General features: G+C 42.9%; 22 protein-coding genes. 17 read left to right on the top strand and 5 right to left on the bottom strand.

Annotated features, from left to right (window positions below; genetic code table 11):
- Nucleotides 1-102: 102 nt before the first annotated feature.
- On the bottom strand, nucleotides 103-1,200 hold the full coding sequence (locus tag Q1A86_RS02030) for an OmpA family protein (RefSeq protein ID WP_299802175.1): 1,098 nt from the start codon (nucleotides 1,198-1,200) through the stop codon (nucleotides 103-105).
- Nucleotides 1,201-1,436: 236 nt separating this feature from the next.
- Nucleotides 1,437-3,803 (bottom strand): phosphoketolase family protein, encoded by a 2,367-nt coding sequence (locus tag Q1A86_RS02035; RefSeq protein ID WP_299802176.1) that lies wholly within the window; start codon nucleotides 3,801-3,803, stop codon nucleotides 1,437-1,439.
- A 421-nt stretch (nucleotides 3,804-4,224) separates the two neighbouring features.
- Between Q1A86_RS02035 and Q1A86_RS02040 the strand changes: the two genes are divergently transcribed.
- The 4 genes from Q1A86_RS02040 to Q1A86_RS02055 all read left to right on the top strand — a co-directional run bounded on the left by Q1A86_RS02040 (nucleotide 4,225) and on the right by Q1A86_RS02055 (nucleotide 8,207).
- Nucleotides 4,225-5,712, top strand: coding sequence for a sodium:alanine symporter family protein (locus Q1A86_RS02040; protein WP_299802177.1), 1,488 nt, complete (start codon nucleotides 4,225-4,227; stop codon nucleotides 5,710-5,712).
- 286 nt (nucleotides 5,713-5,998) lie between these two features.
- Nucleotides 5,999-6,772 carry a peroxide stress protein YaaA gene (yaaA, locus tag Q1A86_RS02045; protein ID WP_299802178.1) on the top strand — a complete coding sequence of 258 codons (774 nt, stop codon included), beginning with the start codon at nucleotides 5,999-6,001 and terminating at the stop codon, nucleotides 6,770-6,772.
- Nucleotides 6,773-7,623: 851 nt separating this feature from the next.
- A complete protein-coding gene (locus Q1A86_RS02050; RefSeq protein ID WP_202720391.1) occupies nucleotides 7,624-7,938 on the top strand; it encodes a metalloregulator ArsR/SmtB family transcription factor in 315 nt (104 codons plus the stop codon).
- A gap of 80 nt (nucleotides 7,939-8,018) precedes the next feature.
- Entirely contained in the window at nucleotides 8,019-8,207 is a 189-nt protein-coding gene (locus tag Q1A86_RS02055; protein ID WP_299802181.1) for a hypothetical protein, read from the top strand.
- A 94-nt stretch (nucleotides 8,208-8,301) separates the two neighbouring features.
- On the opposite strand, the gene rpsT is transcribed toward Q1A86_RS02055, so the two are convergent.
- Nucleotides 8,302-8,568, bottom strand: coding sequence for a 30S ribosomal protein S20 (gene rpsT / locus Q1A86_RS02060; protein WP_220759688.1), 267 nt, complete (start codon nucleotides 8,566-8,568; stop codon nucleotides 8,302-8,304).
- Nucleotides 8,569-8,823: 255 nt separating this feature from the next.
- Between rpsT and murJ the strand changes: the two genes are divergently transcribed.
- The 12 genes from murJ (at nucleotide 8,824) to Q1A86_RS02120 (ending at nucleotide 22,746) form a co-directional block, all read left to right on the top strand.
- Entirely contained in the window at nucleotides 8,824-10,383 is a 1,560-nt protein-coding gene (murJ, locus tag Q1A86_RS02065; RefSeq protein ID WP_299802185.1) for a murein biosynthesis integral membrane protein MurJ, read from the top strand.
- Between the two features lie 65 nt (nucleotides 10,384-10,448).
- On the top strand, nucleotides 10,449-11,384 hold the full coding sequence (ribF, locus tag Q1A86_RS02070; RefSeq protein ID WP_299802187.1) for a bifunctional riboflavin kinase/FAD synthetase: 936 nt from the start codon (nucleotides 10,449-10,451) through the stop codon (nucleotides 11,382-11,384).
- Between the two features lie 31 nt (nucleotides 11,385-11,415).
- Complete coding sequence (gene ileS / locus Q1A86_RS02075; protein WP_299802189.1) at nucleotides 11,416-14,238, top strand: isoleucine--tRNA ligase; 2,823 nt, start codon at nucleotides 11,416-11,418, stop codon at nucleotides 14,236-14,238.
- Between the two features lie 118 nt (nucleotides 14,239-14,356).
- Nucleotides 14,357-14,869, top strand: coding sequence for a signal peptidase II (gene lspA, locus Q1A86_RS02080; protein WP_299802191.1), 513 nt, complete (start codon nucleotides 14,357-14,359; stop codon nucleotides 14,867-14,869).
- Nucleotides 14,870-14,874: 5 nt separating this feature from the next.
- The gene (gene fkpB, locus Q1A86_RS02085; RefSeq protein ID WP_299802192.1) at nucleotides 14,875-15,297 is read left to right on the top strand and encodes an FKBP-type peptidyl-prolyl cis-trans isomerase; all 423 of its coding nucleotides are present in this window, start codon (nucleotides 14,875-14,877) and stop codon (nucleotides 15,295-15,297) included.
- A 2-nt stretch (nucleotides 15,298-15,299) separates the two neighbouring features.
- Complete coding sequence (gene ispH, locus Q1A86_RS02090) at nucleotides 15,300-16,229, top strand: 4-hydroxy-3-methylbut-2-enyl diphosphate reductase (protein ID WP_299802194.1); 930 nt, start codon at nucleotides 15,300-15,302, stop codon at nucleotides 16,227-16,229.
- 237 nt (nucleotides 16,230-16,466) lie between these two features.
- On the top strand, nucleotides 16,467-17,024 hold the full coding sequence (gene pilV, locus Q1A86_RS02095; RefSeq protein WP_299802195.1) for a type IV pilus modification protein PilV: 558 nt from the start codon (nucleotides 16,467-16,469) through the stop codon (nucleotides 17,022-17,024).
- 3 nt (nucleotides 17,025-17,027) lie between these two features.
- A complete protein-coding gene (locus Q1A86_RS02100; RefSeq protein WP_299802196.1) occupies nucleotides 17,028-18,017 on the top strand; it encodes a PilW family protein in 990 nt (329 codons plus the stop codon).
- A gap of 16 nt (nucleotides 18,018-18,033) precedes the next feature.
- Nucleotides 18,034-18,465: a pilus assembly PilX N-terminal domain-containing protein gene (locus tag Q1A86_RS02105; protein WP_299802249.1), complete on the top strand. Its 432-nt coding sequence runs from the start codon at nucleotides 18,034-18,036 to the stop codon at nucleotides 18,463-18,465.
- Nucleotides 18,466-18,467: 2 nt separating this feature from the next.
- A complete protein-coding gene (locus tag Q1A86_RS02110; protein WP_299802197.1) occupies nucleotides 18,468-22,049 on the top strand; it encodes a PilC/PilY family type IV pilus protein in 3,582 nt (1,193 codons plus the stop codon).
- An 8-nt stretch (nucleotides 22,050-22,057) separates the two neighbouring features.
- Nucleotides 22,058-22,450, top strand: a complete 393-nt coding sequence (locus tag Q1A86_RS02115) for a type IV pilin protein (RefSeq protein ID WP_299802199.1) — start codon at nucleotides 22,058-22,060, stop codon at nucleotides 22,448-22,450.
- On the top strand, nucleotides 22,450-22,746 hold the full coding sequence (locus Q1A86_RS02120) for a TapY2 family type IVa secretion system protein (RefSeq protein ID WP_299802201.1): 297 nt from the start codon (nucleotides 22,450-22,452) through the stop codon (nucleotides 22,744-22,746). Before Q1A86_RS02115 ends, Q1A86_RS02120 begins: the two co-directional genes overlap by 1 nt.
- A gap of 45 nt (nucleotides 22,747-22,791) precedes the next feature.
- Here Q1A86_RS02120 and Q1A86_RS02125 read toward each other — a convergent pair whose 3' ends face one another.
- Nucleotides 22,792-23,328, bottom strand: coding sequence for a GspH/FimT family pseudopilin (locus Q1A86_RS02125; RefSeq protein WP_299802202.1), 537 nt, complete (start codon nucleotides 23,326-23,328; stop codon nucleotides 22,792-22,794).
- A gap of 161 nt (nucleotides 23,329-23,489) precedes the next feature.
- Nucleotides 23,490-24,002, bottom strand: a complete 513-nt coding sequence (locus Q1A86_RS02130) for a GspH/FimT family pseudopilin (RefSeq protein ID WP_299802204.1) — start codon at nucleotides 24,000-24,002, stop codon at nucleotides 23,490-23,492.
- A 243-nt stretch (nucleotides 24,003-24,245) separates the two neighbouring features.
- On the opposite strand from Q1A86_RS02130, the gene Q1A86_RS02135 reads away from it, so the two are divergent.
- Nucleotides 24,246-24,584, top strand: coding sequence for a P-II family nitrogen regulator (locus Q1A86_RS02135; protein ID WP_012154353.1), 339 nt, complete (start codon nucleotides 24,246-24,248; stop codon nucleotides 24,582-24,584).
- Nucleotides 24,585-24,639 lie beyond the last annotated feature (55 nt).

Consider the following 24,639-nt stretch of genomic DNA (forward strand, 5'->3'; position numbering starts at 1 on the left):
TAATAAAAGTCTAATCAAGAAGTATAGCTTTTTTATGAATGCATAAAATTAAAAAAGCCCATGGCTGTGATAACCATAGGCTTTTGTTAAATTGTGTCAGCTTTACTTAAGTACTGGCACTTTTTCAGTACCCGTTACATGGGCTTCGATTCGGCGGTTAGCTTCGTTTGCTTCTGCAGAGCTTCCCTCAATCAGTGGCTGCGTTATACCGTAGCCTTTTGACGACACCTTAGCTGGCGCAACGCCATATTCATTGATAAGGATATCGGCAACCGCTGCGGCGCGGCGCTCTGAAAGTGCCATGTTGTAATCGGCTTTGCCTGTATTTGAAGCATGACCAGAGATAGTCACTTCGGCATTAGGGTGCTGGCTCATATACTCAGCAAGTTCTTTGATATCACCGTATGATGACTTTTGTACCGTGGCGGAGTTGGTAGCGAACTTCGCTTCGATATCGAACTTATCTTCAGCTTCTTGATAAATAGTACAACCGTTAGCATCCACTTTGTGAGTAGATGGCGTATTAGGGCATTGATCCAAATCATCGGTAACGCCATCATTATCAGAGTCTGCGACTATTACTGGTGCAACAATCGGAGCAGGTTTAGCTTTACTGCCAAAGCGGTAACTTAGTTCAAGTCCCCAGTAGTTGCTCTCCATCTCTAGGGTTTTCCACTTATCTTCGTCTAGGTTTTCATAACGACGGTATTTAGCTTGGATCTTAAGGTTATCGGTAATGTTATAACCGATACCTGCACCAACATACGGAGCGACGCCACTGTCGCTGTAGTATTCACTGCCATAGTTCTTGTTGTTAGAGATCAGGTAGTTAAAGGCACCGGCTTCTGCCGATAGGCTCCAATCACCAGCGAAAGGCCAAAATGCCACTAGGCCAAGGTTCATCCCTTTAGCGCCAACGTCATTTAGTTTGTTTGAGTAGTCGACCCACTCGGCTCGACCTAAGTCACGATAACCTAGCTCTGCACCAAAGTAGTCATTAAATAAATAACCCGCGAATACGTCCCATGCATAAGGATCGTCCTTACCACAGCTCTTCATGGTTTTTTGGTCGCAATTGGGTTCATAGTTGTTGATGCCGACACCGCCACCTACATACCAGGGGCTCATGCCATCAGCCGCGCTAGCAGCAAGGGGTAACATCGAAGTAAGCAGAACTGCTTTTAGTGTGTTGTTCATCATTCAAAATCCTTATGTGTTATAAAAACCTCTCCGACTGCCATTATTCAATGTAAGCAGCGCTAGCACTTATCACGGAGCTCCCTTTATGTTTTAGCTAGCTGACACTATTATCTGCTGTAAATGTAATATTTTCCACTTCGATTGTTAAATTGTATGGGTAATTGTAGGTTGTAAAAAAAGGGCGCTTTAAAAAGCGCCCTTAAATTAGCAGTGAAACAAGCTTTCAGGTGAGACTATTATCGTGTCCAGACCCAGTTTTCAATGCTTTCTGGGTCAACCCCGTTGGCTTTGATATAGTTTCTGTGGTCGACTAAGCGTTGAAGCATATCTGTGGTGATAGCGACATGTTGAGTTTCATCAATAACGCTTTGCTGGAATAGCTTGTACGCCATATCGATGACAAGGTGGTAACGTGATGTACCATTACGCACACCCATATCGAATGGTGTTGTTGTTGAGCCTTCCTCTTCATAGCCTTTAATTCTGAAACGATCGCTACCCTTATAGTCAAACACCAGTTTCTTAATGGTGTTTGGATAACCATGATAGTTAAATACCACGCCTTTATCGGCGGTAAAGACTTCATCCATTAACCAAGGCTTACTTTGGAACTCTAGGCTACCTAGGCCACTGCTTGTTAGTTCGGTAACACTCACAAAACGAATGCGTACACGTGGTAAGAGCTCGCGAATGAGTACTAATGCTGCCATTGCTTCTTGAGTGACGTAGTCACCACAACCCACAAGAACTACATCTGGATTTTCATCTGATGCAAAATCCCAAACCATGACACCGTCTTTGGTTTGTTTTCGGGCTTCATCGAGCGTTAGCCATTGTGGCAGATCTTTCTTACCAGCAACTAAGATATTTAACTTGTCTCGATCGGCATAGGCGCGCTCGGTATAAACCAGCGTACTGTTACCGTCTGCAGGTAGATAAGCCGAAATGATCTTAGGGTGCTTCTCTAGCATCGCACCTAGGAAAGACGGATTTTGATGTGAGTAACCGTTGTGATCTTGGCGCTCAAGTAGTGATGACAATACGACGTTACAAGCAGGCACTGGTTTACGGAAGTGCACACCTTGGCTAGCGTAAACGTATTTACAGTATTGGTCAGCCATCGATGAGACAACTTGTGAGAACGCCTCATAAGTTGGGAACATCGCATGGCGGCCCGTTACGGTATAACCGTGTAACATACCGAACAATAGGTTCTCTGACAGTAGCTCGATGACTCTGCCGTCACGGGACATGTCTTCATCCCAGCTTTCGATAGGCCACTGCCATGCTCGGCTTGTTTCTTCAAATACAGCTTGTAGCTGATTTGAGTAGGTTTCGTCCGGGCAGAAAATACGTAGATTGCGTTGGTCGCGGTTGAGTTTAAATGCGTCTCGCATCCACTCCCCCATCTTATACATAGATAAGCCGCGATGACCGCGTGGGGTTTCTGGACCGTAGGCAAGCTTTTCAAGATCAGGTTGTGCCAATGCTCGAACGACTTCACCACCGTAGCTTAAATGTTGGCGACCACAAGTCAGCTCTTTAGGCGGCAGTAGTGATTGAATATCTTGGTCGAAGATCAGCTCACCTTTATTGTTGATACTATATAGTTCGCTAAATTTGTAGCTGGCTAACCATGTATTAAGCGCATCTAGGTGAGCCTTGTCACTAGCACACTTATTAACGATAACTTGGTGAGATTCGCAGTTGCCCTCTAGCTTCTTGCCGTTAAACTCAGCCGTACCCGTCCAGCCTTTTGCCGTACGCATCAAAATCACTGGCCAGCGAGGCTTAACAATGTCTTCGCCTGCGCGAGCTCGGGTCTGGATGTCATTGATCATTTCATATGATTTATCCATTGCCGCAGCCATTTGAACGTAAACGTCTTCCTCTAGCTGATCATCAACAATGATTGGGTGATAACCTAAGCCTCTAAACTCAAGGTCAAGTTCTTCATGGCTCATACGACCCATACGAGTTGGACCAGAGATTTTGTAGCCGTTGATGTGTACGATAGGCAGCACCGCACCATTGTTCTTTGGTGAAACAAGGCGGTTAGCGTACCAAGAGGCTGCAAGTGGCCCAGTTTCAGACTCACCGTCACCAATTAAACAGGCGGCGATCAGATCGGGATTATCTAACACGGCGCCCCAAGCAACAGAGAGCGAATAACCTAATTCGCCACCTTCTAGGATTTGACCTGGCGCTTCTGGGTTTGCATGAGATGGGTAGCCATAGGCTGCTGAGAACTTCTGGCAAATATCGGTAATACCGTCCTCGTTATATGGAATGATATCTGGGTAGAAGTGGCTCAAGGAGCCTTCCATAAATAGGTTTGCTTGAACGGCTGGGAAGCCATGTCCTGGGCCGACCAAGTAAACGAAGGAGCGATTGTGCTTTGTGATAAGCCTGTTGACGTTGGCATACACAAAGTTGATACCTGGGCAGGTTCCCCAGTGGCCAAGTAGCCTTGGCTTGATATCGCTATGTTCGAGTGCGCGTTTATGCAGCACGTTTTTCTTTAAGTAAATTTGTGATGTCGCTAGAAAGTTAGTTGCTCGAACAAATTTCTTTAGTGCGACAATTTCTTGCTGATGTGCCATAAATATCCCCATTTACGTAATCATAAAGTTAAACAAATTTCATAATAGTCACTATATTTGTAATTTTATTACAAAAACGTGGTCTAGCTCCGATTTTTTGAAAGCAATTTGTACAAAAAGTATAGTCATTTGCATGTGAATGTTGTGTTAATTTGGTTATTTTGGGTCGCGTTGTTTGTGTGGAGGTGTGACGCTGATGTCAGGTAAGTGCTTAACTGTGATCTATATCGCTCGGGATTGAAGCAATGCTATGCTATTTTGCTGCGCGTAATACAGCAGGCGTGATGTAGTTTTTTCACGTTTAAGACAATTTGAAAATAAAATCTGCTGTTATTTAAATACTTAGGAAGGTTTAATACAGGGTAGATACCATCGGGGGCAGGATTGGCCCGAATGGGTTTGTCATGGGGATTGAAATAATATGATAGAAACAACGGTTAATTTTCTCAATGCGCTGCTTTGGGGAAAGCTATTAGTATACGGACTGGTTGGTGCCGGACTGTATTTTACAGTTCGACTGGCATTTATTCAGCTTACTCATTTTAAGCATTCTGGTGAAATAATGCTTAAAAGCCGACAAGGCGGAGGCCGACAAGGCCTTTCATCTTTCCAGGTTTTCTGTACCAGTATGGCGGCTCGTGTCGGCGCTGGTAATATGGCTGGTGTGGCGGTTGCGATTACGGCGGCAGGCCCTGGCGCTGTATTCTGGATGTGGCTTATTGCCATTCTAGGTATGGCTACCGCAATGATTGAGTCAACATTGGCACAGGTTTATAAAGTGCGCGATCAAGACGGTCTATTCCGCGGTGGTCCGTCCTATTATATGGAAAAGGGCCTTGGTCAGCGTTGGATGGGAATTTTATTCTCAATCTTCCTGATTATCGCCTTCGGTCTGGTATTTAACGCTGTTCAAGCCAATACCATCACTGGTGCTATGACGCAGGTCTTTAATTTAGATGCGACTTACGTCGGTATCGGGATTGTGATCGCCAGTGCCTTTGTGATTGTGGGTGGCTTGAATAAAGTGGCTAAGATTTCGGAAATTGTTGTTCCGATTATGGCTATAGCCTATATCTTGATTGCTTTTGTCGTTGTTGCTATGAACATCGAGAAGCTACCTGACGTATTTATGTTGGTGATTAAGAGTGCATTTGGCCTGCAAGAAGCCGTTGCTGGTGGTGTGGCTTATACCATTGCTCAAGCTATGCAAGCAGGTATCGCTCGCGGACTATTCTCTAACGAAGCGGGTATGGGTAGTGCGGCGAACGTTGCTGCGAGTGCATCACCAAATCCTAATCATCCAGCATCGCAAGGCTTTGTACAGATGATGGGCGTGTTTGTCGATACTATCGTTATCTGTACTGCGACTGCGGCAATCATTTTGTTAGCAGGCGACTTAGGCTCAGATGGTGATGGCATCAAGCTAACCATCGAGGCATTGACTCAACATGTTGGTCCATGGGGAGGCGGGTTCGTAGCATTAGCAATTTTGTTATTCTGCTTCACCTCAATTATTGCTAACTACTCATACGCTGAAACCAACGTGATTTTCTTATCGGGTAACAGTAAGAAAGCGCTGCCTATCTTTAGAGTGTGTGTATTAGGTATGGTGATGTTTGGTGCTGTAGCTAAGATTGGCTTAGTGTGGAACTTAGCCGACGTGTCAATGGGCTTAATGGCAACTGTAAACATTATCGCCTTACTGCTGCTGTCTGGTTTAGCTATTCGAGTGATTAACGATTATCGCCAACAATTAAAGAATGGTGAAACTCCAACCTTCGATGCTAGCAAGTTCCCTGAGTTGTCTAACTTAGAAGGCGGGATCTGGACGAGTAAAACAGTTGAAGAAGAAGCTAAGGCTCAGGCCAAAGCAGAAGCTCAAGCTGAAGCGGATGCGACTCGTGCTTAATCTATAAGCTTTATCAGTACAATCTAAAAACCACACCGTTAAAGTGTGGTTTTTTTGTTTTTGTTCAGTATGATTGTCTAAACCAATCAATATAAAGACTTGATCGCTAAAACTCACTTTTTAAGAGTGTATTGGCTAGCTACTTCTGTGTTGAATGAACTCATAAGGGAATAACCTTTATCTCATTCACTCGCCTTGAATTAGTCACCAAAAAGCACTCTGAGTAGCTCAACTTCCGATAATGATTGGTATTAGTTTAAGAATTTATCTTTTAGGGACTTAATGCATGCTGATCTTGATCTCTCCAGCCAAAACACTAGATTTTGACAATCCTCCTGGCAGCGAAAACTATTCAATGCCAACCTTACTCGATCAAAGTGAACAGCTGATTGAGGTTTGCCGCAAACTAACACCGACTGATGTGGCAACACTGATGAAGGTTAGCGATAAAATTGCAGGTTTAAACGTAGCAAGATTTAGCTCTTGGCAGAAAGATTTTACGCCGACTAACGCCAAGCAAGCCGTATTCGCTTTTCGTGGTGATGTATACACGGGACTAGATGCAGATACACTTTCCCCTCAGGCGCTAGATAAGGCTCAGCAGCAGTTGAGGATCCTTTCAGGCCTATACGGTTTGCTTAAGCCTCTGGATTTAATGCAGCCTTATCGTTTGGAGATGGGGACGCGTTTAGCCAACGAGCGAGGAACTAATCTCTATCAATTCTGGGGTGATATCATCACCGATGAGTTAAATCAAACAACATCAGAGCAGGGTAGTGAGCTTATTATCAACCTAGCGTCAAATGAATACTTTAAAGCGGTTAAGCCTAAGAAGTTAAACGCAGGCTTGATAACTCCAGTGTTTAAAGACTGTAAAAACGGTCAGTACAAGGTGATTAGCTTCTTTGCCAAAAAAGCTCGTGGCATGATGGTACGTTATATCCTAGATAATAATATTGATTCGTTAGAGGCGTTAACCAAGTTCGATACCGCAGGTTATTACTACAGTGAGAAAGACTCGACAGTAAACGAGCCGGTCTTTCTGCGCGAAGAGCAATAATACTTAAGTTTCGCGAGTCGCAAAAGAAAAGCAGCCAGATGGCTGCTTTTCTTTTTGTAAGGCGATAAAGTTTACTCATCTTCGCTATCAAGCGAAGATTCATTTTGGATTGTCCCACTAGCTTGCTATGACGCGATAAAGCAGATAAACAACGCATAAGCGGAATGTTTTGTTTGAGTGCTGGATTCTCGACCTTGTCTAGCGTGACTTAGTATGTCGTTAGCCTGTGGTGATAATCAAAGTAATGAGTTATCTCTTATTTGAGCGATACAGCCTGATGGCCCTGTCTGATGGAATAGCCGCATCTGAGTCAACAGAAGCTATGTTCTAGGCCATTACTATCTCATTTGCTATCACATCCGTGATCAGCTCTATTAATCTCTTAAATCCTGTCTCACAGGTTCTAAGGCCTACCTGAATGATGGTTTAATACCAAAATCAGCTTTAGTCGAAATACTCGTATTTGTTATAAAGCCATCAAAATGTGGAGGTAATAAATCAGCTGAGCGCTTATACGAGCCATACAGTCCTTTGACTTTTGGAGTCGACTCAACAGGTAAAGATTCAACACGTTCGTCTGTGTAATTAGAGTAAAAGGCTTTTTGTTGTCATTTCGTTGCAACTGGATTGTCGCTATAGTCTGTATAGATGTTTTGATAGCCCTTTAAGCAGAGACAAACTGACCCTAAGAGCGTGTTGAGATAGATGTTTATTAAGAGTTTTCTCTGTTTTTATTACTTATATCCCACTTTTAAAAACAATCTAGCAAAAAGTGTGCTTTACCTCCCGACTATATCTGTAAGGCAACGCTATATTAGGGCGTCGGTTTGTTTTAGGAGAAATGGCTCGTAATGAATATAGAATTAATGCAGCAACGAGCAGACCATGCCGTTGTATTGTTGAAAGCGTTAGCCAATGAACGTCGTTTATTTATCTTATGTTACCTTCTTAATGAAGGCGAGATGTGCGTTGGTGAAATGAACAAGAAATTGGGTTTAAGCCAATCAGCTCTGTCCCAGCATTTAGCTTGGTTACGTAAAGATAATTTAGTAGAAACACGCAAGGAAGCTCAAACGGTTTATTATTCGTTAAAGAGCGATGAAGTTGCTGAGATCATTAAATTACTGAACAACATCTATTGCGATAGCTTAAAGACGGTAGCTTAATTAAAGCTAGGTTCAGTTTTTAGCGGAGGTGGTTTATTTGCTAAGAACTGGTTTCAGCCTGAAAGCTGTCAGCACAGTAGATGAAATATAGAGAGGCTTGCCTCTCTATTTTTTTATCTGCAGATTTTAAAACTATAGGTCTAAAGGCTTTGAGTTTTGAGGCTTTGGATGAGTTAGAGGTGTTTGGGCTGGATTGGATTGGTTTGAAGGGGTTTGAAGGGATTTATCGCACTCAAGCAGAGCACTGTTACTTGTTTGGCTTATATTAGAGCCTTTATTATCTATGATGATGCTGCAGTAGTGAAAATTAGATATAAAAAAACCGGCCAAGGCCGGTTTTTTTCATTTGCTTTAAAACTAAAATTAAGCTGCTAGAGCTTTGATTTTAGCGTTCAAGCGTGACTTATAACGAGCAGCCTTATTCTTGTGAATAAGACCTTTAGTCGCCATACGGTCAACAATTGGTTGTGCTACAGCGAAAGCAGCAGTAGCTGTCGCGTGGTCACCTGCATTGATTGCAGCAATTACTTTTTTAACGTAAGTACGTAACATTGAGCTACGGCTAGCGTTGTGTTGGCGACGCTTTTCAGATTGAAGCGCGCGCTTCTTTGCAGACTTGCTATTAGCCAAGGTGCAACTCCTAAAACTGGGATTGGTATTTTTAAGGTCGAGGAATATGCCCTATTTTTGCCACTTTGTCAATGACAATGATCGAATCAATCTGATTAACTCAAAATAATCCAACCAGCTTGGCTATCTTCAACCTAACTCGTGTAATATGTGGCCCAATTCTAGCAGGTATTACCATGAGACAATAGAGGCAATACCAATTTTTACGTGATATTGCCTAAAGTAATTTAGCTCTATTTCGGAGCAGGGGGCGTTTTGAGCAAGAAGTTAGTGAAGTCAGGCATTATTGTGAGTGCTATGACGTTGATTTCCCGTGTTTTAGGTTTGGTTCGAGATGTTGTTATTGCAAACCTTATGGGAGCGGGAAGCAGTGCGGATGTATTCTTCTTCGCCAATAAAATACCCAATTTTTTAAGACGCCTGTTTGCCGAGGGCGCTTTTGCGCAAGCATTTGTTCCTGTTTTAACTGAATACCAAGAAAAAAACACCAGTGAAGAGGTCAGGGAACTGATCTCCAAAGTTGCAGGTACCCTCGGCATACTCGTTACTATCGTGACATTAGTCGGGGTCATAGCCTCTCCGGTCTTAGCTGCACTGTTCGGCGGCGGCTGGTTTTTAGCCTGGGTGAATGACGAGCCGAATGGGGCAAAGTTTGAACTGGCTTCCTTGATGCTGAAGATTACCTTTCCCTATCTGTGGTTTATCACTTTTACAGCGTTAGCGGGATCGATTTTAAATACCCGTGGTCGTTTTGCTGTCTCAGCCTTTACTCCGGTGTTTTTAAACATCGCCATTATCGCGGCGGCGATCTATCTCGCGCCAAATCTAAGTCAGCCAGAAATCGGCTTGGCTTGCGGCGTGTTTCTAGGCGGTCTAATTCAGTTTTTATTTCAAATTCCTTTCTTGATAAAAGAAAGGGCGATGGTCAAGCCGAGTTGGGGCTGGAGCCACCCTGGGGTGACGAAAATTCGCACATTAATGATCCCCGCACTGTTTGGTGTGTCGGTCTCGCAAATAAACCTCCTACTCGACACGTTTATTGCAAGCTTCTTGATGACGGGCTCAATTAGTTGGCTATATTACTCAGACCGATTACTTGAGTTCCCACTTGGTTTATTTGGTATTGCTATCGCAACGGTTATTTTGCCTGCGTTATCTAAGCGTCATGTGAATGCTGAAAGTCGTGAGTTTGCCAAAACCATGGACTGGGGGGTAAAAGCGATAATCTTGTTAGGCCTACCTGCAATGTGTGGGCTTATCATGTTGGCTAAGCCAATGTTGATGGTGTTATTTATGCGCGGCGCATTCAGTTATAACGATGTTGAAATGGCATCATATAGCTTGATGGCATATGGCAGCGGTCTACTCAGCTTTATGTTGATAAAAATCTTGGCTCCAGGCTATTACTCCAGACAAGATACTAGAACGCCTGTTCGCTACGGAATCATTGCCATGGTCAGTAATATGGTATTTAACCTTATTTTTGCGATTCCATTCGGTTATGTGGGCCTGGCTATGGCGACGTCTATGTCGGCACTGCTTAACGCTGGCCTATTGTATCGAGGGCTGCATAAGGCAAATGTCTATCGAGTCAACAAGGCTACGGTAATGTTTTTAGTTAAATCGGCAATCGCAGCAAGTGTGATGTTACTGGTATTGTTCCAATTTGAACCGACAACACCTCAATGGCTTGACTTCTCTTTTGTCGAACGCAGTTATACCTTGGCAAAATTGATTGTATTTGCAGCAGTCGCTTACTTTATTTGCCTAGTTTGCCTTGGAATTCGCCCTTGGAAGATGAAAGCTGCTGTTTGATTGCTGATTATAAAGACTAGCTGGTATATAATCCGCCCATTTACTCTCATGTGTCGTGTAAGATAATGGAATTAATCCGCGGTATTCATAATATTTTGCCGAAACATCGAGGTTGCGTATTAAGCATAGGCAACTTTGATGGTGTTCACCGTGGTCATGCGGAAGTGATTAATCGGTTAGTCAAGAAAGCAGAGCACCTAGGTTTGCCTGCCGCAGTGATGACCTTTGAGCCGCAACCGCGAGAGTTATTTCAGGGTGAAAGTGCACCGGCTCGTTTAAGTTTGTTGCGAGACAAGATAGTCTTGCTCAACGAACTAAAGATCGATCGCTTATTGTGTGTAAACTTTAATAATAAGTTTTCCAGTTATAGTGCCGAAGATTTTATTGAGGAGCTACTGGTTAAGGCCTTAGGTGTTAAGTACCTAGTTGTTGGTGATGATTTTTGCTTTGGTAAACAGCGCCAAGGTGATTTTAATATGCTGCGCAAAGCGGGTGAAAAACACGGTTTTGCAGTGGTTAGCACACAAAGCTTTATTTTGGGTGATAAGCGCGTAAGCTCTACTGAAATAAGGCAGTTGCTTGCCAAAGGTAATTTAGAGCAAGCAAGACGTTTGCTTGGTCATCCGTTTACCTTGAGTGGCAAAGTCGCTCATGGTGAAAAAATTGGCAGAACAATAGGCTTTCCTACTGCTAATATTGCCTTAAAACGCAAAGTAACGCCAGTTCGGGGCGTGTTTGCGGTCAAGCTATATTGGGATAATAGCGATATCTATGAAGGTGTCGCGAATGTTGGTTTTAGACCCACGGTAAATGGGCAAGTATGTCAGTTAGAAGTCCATTTATTTGATTTTGATGGCGACCTTTATGGGAAAGCTGTTGAAGTTGAATTAGTGGCAAAGATCAGAGACGAGCAGCCATTTGGATCGTTAGATGCGCTGAAAAAACAAATTAAAGATGATGCCAATAGAGCGAAAGCTCTACTTGGTAGCGATGCAGGCTAATTAGCTTAGCGAACAAAACGGTAAAGGATCAATGAGCGACTATAAATCTACTTTGAATTTGCCGGAAACAGAGTTTCCGATGCGTGGTAATTTGGCTAATCGTGAGCCTGAGATGTTAAAATCTTGGACCGAAAATGGACTGTATCAACAGATCCGTGAAAGCCGTAAAGATGCTAAACCGTTTATTTTGCATGATGGCCCTCCATATGCGAACGGTGACATTCATATTGGCCACTCAGTAAACAAAATTCTTAAAGATATTATTATTAAGTCAAAGACCATGTCTGGTTTTGACGCGCCATACATTCCTGGTTGGGACTGTCATGGTCTGCCTATTGAGCTTAAAGTTGAGCAAAAAGTGGGTAAGCCTGGTCATAAGGTTACTGCGGCTGAATTCCGTCAGAAATGTCGTGAATATGCGGCTAAGCAAGTTGATGGTCAGCGTGATGACTTTATCCGTTTAGGTGTATTTGCTGATTGGCAAAACCCATACCTAACGATGGATTACAGCACAGAAGCTAATATCGTACGCTCACTTTCTAAGGTAATTGATAGTGGCCACCTACATAAAGGTGTTAAGCCTGTTCATTGGTGTACCGATTGTGGTTCTGCTTTGGCTGAAGCTGAAGTTGAATATGAAGACAAGATGTCACCAGCCATTGATGTTGCTTTCTCTGTTGTCGATAAGCCAGCTTTACTAGCTAAGTTTGGTCTAAGCGAATACCCACATAACATCTCTATGGTTATCTGGACGACAACACCTTGGACTCTGCCAGCTAACCGCGCGTTATCTGTTGGGGCTAATGTTGAGTACACCTTAGTCGAAATGGTTAAAGAAGGTCAGGCGCAAGCATTAGTATTAGCGACTGACTTATATGAATCATGTGTAGAACGTTTTGGTGCTGAGTCACACACGGTTCTGGGTACGGTTGCGGGTAGCGATTTAGAACTCCTTCGTTTTAACCACCCATTCTATGATTTCGATGTACCGGTTATTTTAGGCGATCATGTAACAGTAGATTCAGGTACTGGTGTGGTACATACCGCTCCTGGTCACGGTCAAGACGATTTCGTGGTTGGTCAGAAATACGGCCTAGAAGTGGCTAACCCTGTTGGTGACAACGGCGTTTACAAGCCAGATACAGAGATCTTCGCAGGTTTACATGTATTTAAAGCTAACAAGAACGTTGTTGAGCTATTAGAAGAGAAGGGCGCGCTACTTAATCATGTACAGATTAAGCACAGCTACCCACATTGTTGGCGTCACAAGACACCAATTATCTTCCGTGCAACGCCGCAGTGGTTCATCTCTATGGATCAAAAAGGTTTACGCCAGCAAGCTCTTGGTGAAATAGAACAAACTCAGTGGATCCCAGACTGGGGCCAAAGCCGCATCGAGAAGATGGTCGAGAACCGTCCTGATTGGTGTATTTCGCGTCAACGTACTTGGGGTGTGCCTATCACCTTGTTTGTACACCGTGAAACAGAAGAGTTACACCCAGATAGCGTGTCTTTGATGGAGCGCGTTGCGGCTCGTATCGAGCAAGAAGGCATCCAAGCTTGGTGGGATCTAGACGCATCTGAGCTATTGGGTGATGAAGCTGACCAGTACCGCAAAGTAACTGATACCTTAGACGTTTGGTACGACTCAGGTTCAACTTTCTCGTCGGTTGTAGCTGCACGTCCAGAGTTTAACGGTCACCCAATTGATCTGTACCTTGAAGGTAGTGATCAACACCGTGGTTGGTTTATGTCATCACTGATGATTTCGACAGCGATGAACGGTAAAGCACCTTATAAGCAAGTGCTTACTCACGGTTTTACCGTTGATGGGCAAGGCCGTAAGATGTCTAAGTCTGTGGGTAACGTAATTGCACCACAGCATGTGACTAACAAGCTAGGTGCAGACATTCTACGTCTTTGGGTTGCGGCAACAGACTACAGCGGTGAGATGACAGTTTCTGATCAGATCCTAAACCGTAGTGCTGATGCATATCGCCGTATCCGTAACACGGCTCGATTCCTATTGGCTAACATCAATGGCTTTAACCCTGAAACCGATATGGTTGCAGTTGAAGACATGGTTGCCTTGGACCGTTGGGTTGTTCGCCGCGCAGCAGCATTGCAACAAGAGCTATTAGAAGCGTACGAACAGTACAATTTCCACTTAGTGACGCAAAAGTTAATGCAGTTCTGCTCTGTTGAGCTAGGTAGCTTCTACTTAGATATCATTAAAGACAGACAGTACACTGCCAAAGAAGACAGCAATGCACGTCGTAGCTGTCAGTCTGCACTGTACCTTATCTCTGAAGCTATGGTTCGCTGGATTGCACCAATTCTAAGCTTTACAGCGGATGAAATCTGGAAGTTACTTCCAGGTGAGCGCGGTGAATACGTATTTACCGAAACTTGGTATGAAGGACTTAAGTCTGTCACACTTGAATCTGACTTAAGCGACGAGTACTGGGATCAATTGCTTGCTGTTCGCGCAGAAGTAAACAAAGTGATTGAGAACGCACGCCGTGAGAAGCAAGTAGGTGGTTCACTAGAAGCTGAAGTGACCTTGTACGCTGATGAAGCGCTTCAAGTAGCTCTTGAGAACTTAGGTGATGAGCTACGTTTCGTATTGCTAACCTCTAAGACTGAAGTTGTTGCTCTAACATCTGCTCCAAGTGATGCAATCGAGACTGAGCTTGCTTCATTGAAGTTAAGCTTGAAGAAGTCAGAAGCAGAGAAGTGTGAACGCTGCTGGCACCATAGAGAAGATGTTGGCGCCGTTGCCGAGCATCCAACACTATGTACTCGCTGCGTAACAAACATTGAAGGCGATGGCGAAACCCGTCAGTTTGCTTAATAAATGATAGCAACGGCTCTTTTATAGGGCCGTTGTTTTTTTATCAGTTAATTTTGTGTTGTTTATCATTCTTTCAAAATAATACGAGTTGATGCTCTCTATGGAAAAGGAACAATTAATGCCAACTAACTGGAAAAACAGTGGTCTGCGTTGGTATTGGGTTGTTGTGTTGGTGTTTTTTGCCGATCAACTATCTAAGCAATGGGTATTGTCGAATTTTGACCTATATGAGTCGATTCAGTTACTGCCGGTGTTTAATTTTACCTATGTACGTAACTATGGCGCTGCATTTAGCTTTTTAAGTGATGCAGGTGGTTGGCAACGTTGGTTATTTACCTTTGTTGCAGTTGGCTTTAGCGTATTGTTATCGGTTTGGCTGCGTCAGCAACCAAGCAAGATGTGGCGCTTAAACCTTGCATACACCTTAGTTATAGGTGGTGCATTAGGTAACTTAATTGATCGCCTACAACATGGTTACGTAGTCGACTTTTTAGATTTCTATTGGAATACTAGTCATTTTCCTGCATTTAATATTGCTGACTCGGCAATTTGTGTTGGGGCTGGACTTATTATTTTAGATTCTTTTGTTGCTGGAAAAGACGACAAAAAATCAGATGGTATAAAGGAGTAACTTAAGTGTCAGAGATGCATTCAGTTTTATGTCATATGAATATCGTACTTGAGGATGGTTCAACTGCAGAGAGCACTCGCTCAAGTGGTAAGCCTGCAAGATTCAACGTGGGCGATGAGAGTTTAAGTCCGGCGTTTGAAGCTGAAATTGTTAACCTTAAAGAGGGTGACAAGCACAGTTTTACACTGCAACCTGCCGATACATTTGGTGAGTCGAATCCGGATGCTGTACATCATATGGACAGGAGTCGTTTTCCTGCAGACATGAAACTGGAACCTGGCGTGATAGTGAGTTTTGCAGGCCCTGGTGGCAGTGAAATTCCAGGCATGGTGAGAGATGTGGTCGCTGATTCAGTCACCATAGATCTGAACCATCCACTAGCAGGTCAAGTGCTAACCTTTGAGCTTGAAGTGGTGCAGGTACTGTAATTATGAATATTCTTCTAGCAAACCCTCGTGGTTTCTGTGCTGGTGTCGATCGTGCGATTAGCATTGTTGAGCGCGCATTAGAGCTGTTCTCTCCACCAATTTATGTTCGTCACGAAGTGGTTCATAACCGTTATGTGGTGCAGAACTTAAAAGATCGTGGCGCCGTGTTTGTCGAAGAGTTGGATCAAGTACCAGACAATAGCATCGTTATCTTTAGTGCTCATGGTGTGTCTCAAGCAGTGCGAGCGGAAGCGAAGAAACGTGGCCTTAAGGTATTTGATGCGACTTGTCCTCTGGTCACTAAGGTGCACCTACAAGTTGCTCGTGCAAGCCGTAAAGGTATTGAGTGTATCTTAATTGGTCATGCTGGACACCCTGAAGTTGAAGGTACCATGGGCCAATACGACAACTCTGCAGGTGGCGTGCATTTAGTTGAATCTCCAGAAGATGTAGCAAAGCTTGTGGTCAAAGATCCTGATAACCTTTGTTTTGTGACTCAAACAACCTTATCTATGGACGATACCGCGGATGTGATCGCATCTTTACAGAAAAAGTACCCTTCAATCGAGGGACCACGTAAGGATGATATCTGCTACGCCACTCAGAACCGTCAAGATGCGGTTCGCAATGTGGCTGAAGAAGTGGAATTGTTTATCGTTGTTGGCTCCAAGAACAGTTCTAACTCAAACCGTCTGCGTGAGTTAGCGGAGAAGAAAGGTACACAGGCTTTCTTAGTTGATAATGCCGATGATGTTGATGCTACATGGTTTAATGGTATTAAACATGTGGCGGTAACTGCCGGAGCTTCCGCTCCAGAAGTATTGGTTAAACAAGTTGTCGATGCGATTGCGAATATGGCGCCTAGCGTAATAACAGAGGTCGAAGGTCAACTCGAAGATACTGTTTTTGCGGTTCCGGCGGAGCTTCGCTAACAAAAAATCGATACGAATTGTGACAAATAATAAAAGAGGCTTAGGCCTCTTTTTTATTGCCTGAAATTTAAGCAGGTTTGGGTGTTAAATATAATATTTCCCTGCTTACTACTAGCTAACATTCGACTAAAGTGCTATTAATCTGTATGCTGTTATGTTGTCATAAGCTACCAATTTTAAACGGTAAAACAACAATCTAGGCGTCAACAATATGGCGTATGCAGGGGAATTGACGGAATGCAAACCAGAGAGAAAGGACTTTCATTAATCGAAGTGTTAGTTGCTTTGGTTATTTTAACCGTCGGCTTGATTGGTGTTTTCAATCTCCACGTGATTTCTAAGCGTGGTAGCTTCGAGTCTTTTCAACAAACACAGGCTGCTTACTTAGCCAACGATATTATTAGTCGTATCAAGTTAAATCGCTCTGAACTTACAGAATATAGCGGAACCTACAGTGGAACGTTATCTATTCCGGGAAAACGTTGTGACGTTTCTGTGGGGCAACCTATTGATACCTGCAATACATTTGAGACTCGATTATGGGATCTTTATCAATTGGATCAGCAAATTTTAGGCTCCTCAGAAGTGCTTGATGGCAAAAGTATAGGGGGCTTGGATAATGTCACTGTTTGTGTTGATGCAAAGGTGAATGGTGAAGTCACTGTTGCACTTAGTTGGCGCGGAATGCATAAAGTCTTGATAGGTGCCACTCAGCCCACTTTTGTACGTAACTGTGGTGGTGCTGAAAACAATAGCCGACGTCGAGTTTACTTCATTAATACGGTAATTCTATAGCTTATGAGTATTCTTAAGAAGTTAAGTAATGGCCAGTCAGGATTTTCGCTTGTAGAGCTTATGATCGCGATGGTCGTCAGTTTATTTTTGACCCTTGGTATTTTTTCAATGTTCGCAATGTCTTCTACGAACGTGACAACAACAAGTCAGTTTAATCAATTGCAAGAGAGTGGAAGAATTGCACTTGCTCTAATTGAAAGAGATATTAGTCAAGTCGGCTTTATGGGGGACATGACTGGGACTGACTTTGTGCTCGGGACTAACACCACTATTAACGCCCCCGCTATTGCTGCTGCCAATGATTGTATTGGTGGCGGAGCTAATAATGCTAGCTTTCCAAATGATGAAACGGCTCATTTTAGACGTATTTGGGGTTATGAACATAGTGCTGGCGGAGGAGGCATGGAATGTATTCCGGATGCTTTGGACGAGACAGATGTACTGCAAGTTAAAAGGCTAATAGGTCCATCAGTAGCGCCAACCACATTGAATTCAAATCGTTATTATATGGCGACAACGTCTAGCCAAGCCGTTATTTTTACGGGAGAACAAGCTGTACCGCCACTAACTAATTCCCGTCTTTGGGAGCTACAACATCATGTGTATTTTATACAAACTGATAATGATGTGCCCGTACTAATGCGCCGAGTATTAGGTAAAGGTGGAATGAACTCTGGAAGTAGTTATGAACAACTCGTTGAGGGAATTGAGAATATCAGGATTATGTATGGTTTTGATAGTAACGGCGATAAGAGTGCGGATAGTTTTAGGCCTGCACAAAACACAACAAGTTTTATGTGGGATAACACCACTTTACAGCGTTTAGTCGCAGTTCGTATTTATGTATTAGTGCGCTCTCTTGAAGAAGATAATAATTATACAAACAACACCGTTTATAAGCTTGGTGACAAAGAAATTTCGGCAAATGGTGATGGTTTTCGTCGCAAGGTTGTTATGACCACCGTTGTGCTTGAAAATCCAATTTTGCTTTAGGACATAATGTATGAAAATCAAAAAACAAAAGGGAGTTGTACTTTTCTTCTCTCTTATTATTTTGCTGATTATGACTGTTATTGGTGTTGCTTTAGCCGTTAATTCGAATCAGTCGATAAAAATGGCTGGTGCAGGCTCAGAAAGAGTAGAAGCGATGATTGAAGCCCATGGCGCATTGGATAAAGTCTTAGCGGCAAAAGCAGGAACTTCTTTAGCAAATATTAATGCTTTGCAAACAGTAGTTGACGATACATTTAATGCATCTAGTACTTTAGCACCTATGGCTGATGGTGATGTGGCTTGTCAAAGGAGTTCGGCGGCAAGTGGCGCAAATTTAATTAGCTGTAGGCGAGTCGAGGTTTCTACAGAAGCAAGCTTCGGGCGTAATAATATGGGGCGGGTCAGTATAGTCACTGGCGTAGAGCAAGAAGTGTTAACAGGGAGTTAGTAATGTTGAAGCAAATTTTAACCTCAATAGCTTTTGCTGTCGTCGTGTTCTCTGGCGCAAGCCATAGTGATGATACTGAGCTCTATGTTTATGAGTCGTCAGCGCGCACAGGGGCAAGACCCCAAGTGCTCATTATCTTTGATAACTCTGGAAGTATGGGGAATATGGTAGAGGATGCTGAGGCATTTTATGATCCAGATATTACTTACCCAGCAGTAGGAAGCGATAATTCTTTACAAGAACGAATGGTCTATTTTACCAAAGGTGGTATTGATAATACTGCAATGCCAGTGCCTGATAGTCCATCAGAAAGCCGCCGTTTTTTATCAGAGATAAACGGTTGTGAGACCTCTTGGGATTACTTGGAAAAGTATGGTGTCTTTACGGGTTTTTTCCGAGAGTATGGCTTTTCGGGACAAAATGGAACATGGCAGGAAGTACCTGATAATAATGGTGCCAACATTACTCATATTGATTGTTTTGATGATATTGAAGGTAAAAAATGGCGTAATGCTCCTAATCAACCTTCAGGGTTTCCAATCGATAGTGCAGGTAAAAAACAAAACCCAATTCGCTATGCAGAAGTTAATGGTAGCTCTAGTCAAGCAGAAATAGATGCCGCTTATGAAAAAGCAAAGCAAACGGCATTTGGCACAGGTCAACCAATTACTCTTTATACGGATAATTACTTGCGTTGGTATCATGGCGACCAAGAGAGTGTGCCCAAGACGCGCTTAGCAATAGCGAAAGAGGTGATTAAAAATACCATTGTCACGACGCCGAGTGTTGATTTCGGCCTAGCTATTTTCAATATTAACTATCCATATGAAGGGGATGGTGATGGAGGTCGGATTATCTCTGGTATTAAAGAGATGAACGAAGCGAATAAAATCTCCTTACTGGATACTATTGATAACTTACCTGCGTCGACCAATACTCCGTTGTGTGAAACATTATATGAAGCTTATCGCTATTTTTCAGGTCAAGGCGTTTATTTCGGTGACAATGATATTAATGTCAATAGCTTAGGCTATAAAAAGGACAACCCTCCTCGTGACACGGACGAGAAGGTAGAGTATGAAGGAAAATATGTTTCGCCATTTAAAGAGTGTCAGAATCGAGCTTATGTTGTCTATATTACCGATGGCGTACCGACATTAGATCAAAATGCTAATCACAAAGTACTAGATTTACCAGGTGTGAGCTCTAGCGATAAATTTATAAACACTGAGCCTCATTTTACCAGTTACCTGCCAGCCCTTGCTGGTTGGATGAATACCAATGATGTCAATACATCGGCTGAATACCCTGATGACCAAAATGTTACGACTTTCACGATAGGTTTTAGCGAAGGCGCGGATGCGGCTGCAGCGCTCCTTAATCAAACGGCAGAGAGGGGCGGAGGGGAATACTTTCCCGCAGCTGATGCATCAGCCTTACAGTCAGCCTTGCAACAAGTCTTTTCACAAATTTTAGAAGTTAATGCAAGCTTTACCTCTCCAGCTATAGCAAGCAATAACTTTGACAGAACTCGCACCTTTGACTCTGTTTACTATGCAATGTTTTTACCTAATAAAGGACCTAGATGGTCGGGTAATTTGAAGAAGTTTAGAGTTACGGGCGATGGTGATATCGTTGATAAAAATGGCGCTAATGCGATAGGGGAAGATGGTAACTTAGTCTCTTCGGCATGCTCCTATTGGACTCCTGATCTAGTTTGTGACGCAGCCAGTGATGGTGGTGACGGTAACGATGTTAGGGTCGGTGGTGCTGCAGAAGCTTTACGAAAAGTCCCACAGAGAACCATTTTAAGTAATATTGGCTCAAATGGCGGCATGGCGACATTTAATAAGTCGAATGCATCTAGCTATGCGGGAGGAGATGGCCAACTTGCACTGCATATGGGCGTGGATGAAACCCAATTACAAGAGGTGTTCAATTGGGCCAAAGGTTACGATACTGATGATGATAATGGCAACTCAGAGACTGAAGATGTCCGGAACCAACTGATGGGAGACCCACTTCATTCTCGGCCACTAGCGATTAACTTTGGTACAGCTAACACTCCTGATATTCGCATCCTAATGGGAACCAATCATGGTTTTTTACATATGTTTAAGGATGAAGGTGCAACCGTGAGCGAATCTTGGGCTTTTATACCCTATGAGTTGTTGCCTAATATTAGGGAGTTGAAGGCAAATGTGCCAACAGGAGTGCATTCTGTTTACGGCCTCGATAGCTCTCCTGTTAGTTACGTCAAGACTGGGAGCTCCGGATTAGAGAAAGCATGGGTGTTTATTGGGATGCGCCGTGGTGGTAAGTCATACTATGCTTTCGATGTTACGAGTCCCGATTCCCCTAGGTTTATGTGGAAAATTGATTCAAATAGTCCGGGAATGGCTGAGTTAGCACAAACTTGGTCTGAACCTGTCGTTACCCATATTCCTGGTTGGCCTACAGGCAATACAGAGCCTAGTAAGGCAAAGCCAGTACTGATCTTCGGTGCTGGTTATTCTCCGTCTACAAAAGATGGCGCCTCTGTGGGGATGAATGATTCAGAAGGTCGTGGAGTTTATATTGTTGATGCTGAAACTGGCACTTTAGTGCATACATTTGGGCCCGACTCATCATCAAGTGCGACTCAACTCCCAGGAATAACAGATAGTATTCCAAACTCTGTAGCAGTGTTAGACAGTAACAGCGATAAATTAACGGATAGGATTTATGCATCTGATACTGGCGGTAATATTTGGCGATTAGATTTACCAAGTGCTAACCCTAAAGATTCAACCAACCCTTGGACTGCATTTAAATTTGCTGATTTAGGAGGGAGCTCTTTAACAAGCGATAGACGCTTCTTTGCTGAGCCGGTTGTTGCTCAAACTGTTTTTACTAACTTAGCCGAAGTGGACGTCACATATGGTGATACAACAACGACGATAAAAACTTATCAAGATATACCTTATGATGCAGTGGCTATTGGAACAGGGCATAGACCGCATCCTTCAGACAAGACTCGTCAGGATAAGCTATTTACTCTACAAGATCGTAATGTGGTTACACGCTCTTTTAATGGAGCCAACGGAAATGAGGTTCCTGAGCCAATAACGTTGGTGGATCTTTATGACATCACGAATAAAGCACCCTCAACAGAATCAGAGAATATTGCCTTTGGCAAAAAGTTTGGCTGGTATTATAGCCTAGGAGCTACAGGTGAAAAAAGTCTAGCGGGCGCATCGATTATTCAGGGCAGGGTGTATTTTACCTCATATGTACCCGGTGATACCTCTTCTACCAACCAGTGTTTGATCGCAGGAATGGGGCGCCTATATCCTTTTGCTCTACACAAGGGAACTCGTACATACACCCAAGAGTATATTGAGTTAGGGGAAAGAGTACCGGATACACCTCCTCCCCTAATTCCTGAAGGGGATATCTATTTCCCTATTCCTGATGCCCCAAGACTACCTTGCGTAGAGGGAGATATTAACTGTCCTAAACCACCAGAGTGTCAAAATGGTGATGATAGATGTGTAGGCTCGGCGCTTGGAATAAACCGAATTTACTACCATGCGAATGACTAAGGTATTTTATGCTTAATGCTAAAGGTTTTACACTTATTGAGTTAATGATTACGGTTGCGATAATAGGGATCCTAGCATCAATCGCCTATCCCTCTTATATTGATTATGTTAATCAATCCGCACGTTCCGATGCGAAAGTACTATTAATAGAAGCGGCCAATAAACAGGAGCAGCTATATTTAGATAGTCGAACTTACACTGCTAATATGACAACCTTAGGTTACTCTGGAAGTCCTACTTTAAGTGAAAATGGTTACTTTAAAATAAGTAGTGAAGTTCCAGCCAAAGGGCAGTTTAAACTGACTGCTACGGCGACTGGAGACCATGCTTATAGAGATCAAGTCTGTAATTCAATGACCATTAATGAGTCAGGAGTGAAGACTCCATTGGAGTGTTGGTAATGAAGAAAATTGTATGTTGCTTGTCTTTAATTTTGTTGTCGAGTTCAGCTGTGATGGCAAAAGAGATGAAAGATTATAAATGCTTTCTTAAAACAACCACGGTTGATCAAATAGGTTTCTATTCTTGGCCCGTTAATAAGTTACAGTTAAGGATGGCAAAGTTACCCGCGAGAAAGGTTCCTGACAGAAATGATGGTAAGCGAGCTTACATTAAAGAGGTTGTCGAGTGTGTCGGACTACATGAAACTTTTGATACGGCTGCTGGTAAAAAGCTAGATAGTGTAACGGTTCGATAACCGTTTTATTTAAAGCAGTAATTTAATTAATTACTGCTTTGTTGTTTAGCTACAGCTTGTCGTTGCTGTTGAAAATCGACTTTTACCCGCTCGACCAACCTCTATGGCTCTCGAATTATCATTGGTTTTACTCGAAGGGCAGTATGACAGAATACCAGAAGTAAACTTTCCAGTTATTAGACCATCAGATGAAAAACTAATAGAATTTTCATCATAAGAAATAAAATCCTTTGAATTAAAACCGTCTATGACTCTGATCACCTTATCGTCAATGCCATTAGTACTATCAAGTGTTCCAAGTGTTCCATTATCGATAAAAACGCTAAAGCCATTTTGCCAGTCTGTTCCACATGACCCCTCTCTTAGTGGGCAAACTGTAACAGTAGAGCCGTAGCTTACAGCTTGGCTTCTGGCTAACTGCAATGATTGCTGAATATTTCTAATGGCTGAATCACTACGAGAGTTTTCATAAAAAGAATTGAAAGAGGGCGCAGCGACTGAAATGAGTATAGCTGCAACAGCAATGGTCACCATTAGCTCTACAAGAGTGAAAGCGCGTATTGTTTTTTTATAGTCTTTCATGGCGATATCCTTTGCCCAATAACATCTGCAGTATATTACAAAACTTACTGATTTTCAGCAGATAAATAGGGCGGAAAACACGCCAATATATTGGCATATAGGCACTTTTGACTTTTTAAACCATTCGAGATTTAGTATAGCCTAACCGCTTCTATTCAATACTATTCGCAACTAATGTTGTTTTTCTGAGAGAATCTAACTCTCCCTGATTGACTCACAATGATGGCTCGAGATTCAGAGTGATTGATTGTATCCGGGCAGTAACTCAATGTTCCATTGGTACCAGAGGCGAGACCATCAGGTAGGAATCTAATCGCTGCACGGTTGTACCCAACATAGTCTTTACTGTTGAATGGGCCGATTTGATAAATTACTTGGTCATTACCGTCAATCAAGTTGGGCTGACCTGAATCGCTGAAAACGGTAATGTTATTGTGCCAGTTTTCGCTGCAATCTAATCCAGTTACAGGGCAAACCGTCACTCTTGAGCCATAGGCTACGGCATGGTTTCTTGCCAATTGTATCGATTGTTGAATTTTTCTTATGCTTGAATCGGCACGTGCGTGAGCATAAAAACTCTTGAACGATGGAATCGCGATCACGATTAAAGTGGTTGCTACTACGAGCGTAACCATAAGTTCAATTAAGGTAAAACCTGCAGTTCTATTTAGCATATTAACTCTTCCTTGAGTTGGTTTATGTATTTACATCCTGTAAATATTGCGGGGGGAAAAGCAAAGTGTAGCTTACAGATGTCTATTGTAAGTGCTCATTGATATATTGTTCGGTTATATGAAGACTGCGTTTAGTTTTGTGCTAAGCCATAAATCACTTTTGGCTTCATAGTTTTACTAGTGCGTGATAAGCTAGCGCGCAGCCAAATTGAGCCTTTCAGCAAGTTTTTAGGGAGTTTTACAATGAAAAAAGTCGAAGCCATTATTAAACCATTTAAGTTGGATGATGTGCGCGAATCACTTGCTGATATAGGTATTACCGGTATGACGGTCTCTGAAGTGAAAGGTTTTGGTCGTCAAAAAGGACATACCGAGCTTTATCGTGGCGCTGAGTATATGGTTGACTTTTTGCCTAAGGTCAAAATTGAGTTAGTGATCCAAGATGAACTTTTAGAGCAGGCATTAGAAGTTATTGTTGATACTGCCCGTACAGGTAAAATTGGTGACGGCAAGATTTTTGTCACTGATATTGAGCGTGTTATTCGTATCCGTACCGGTGAAGAGAATGAAGAAGCGGTATAGCGATTAACGACTTTTTCGCATTATCTGTTCTGACAAATAATGCGAAAAAGTTAGA

Source organism: uncultured Shewanella sp., from assembly GCF_947497935.1.
GTDB lineage: Bacteria > Pseudomonadota > Gammaproteobacteria > Enterobacterales > Shewanellaceae > Shewanella.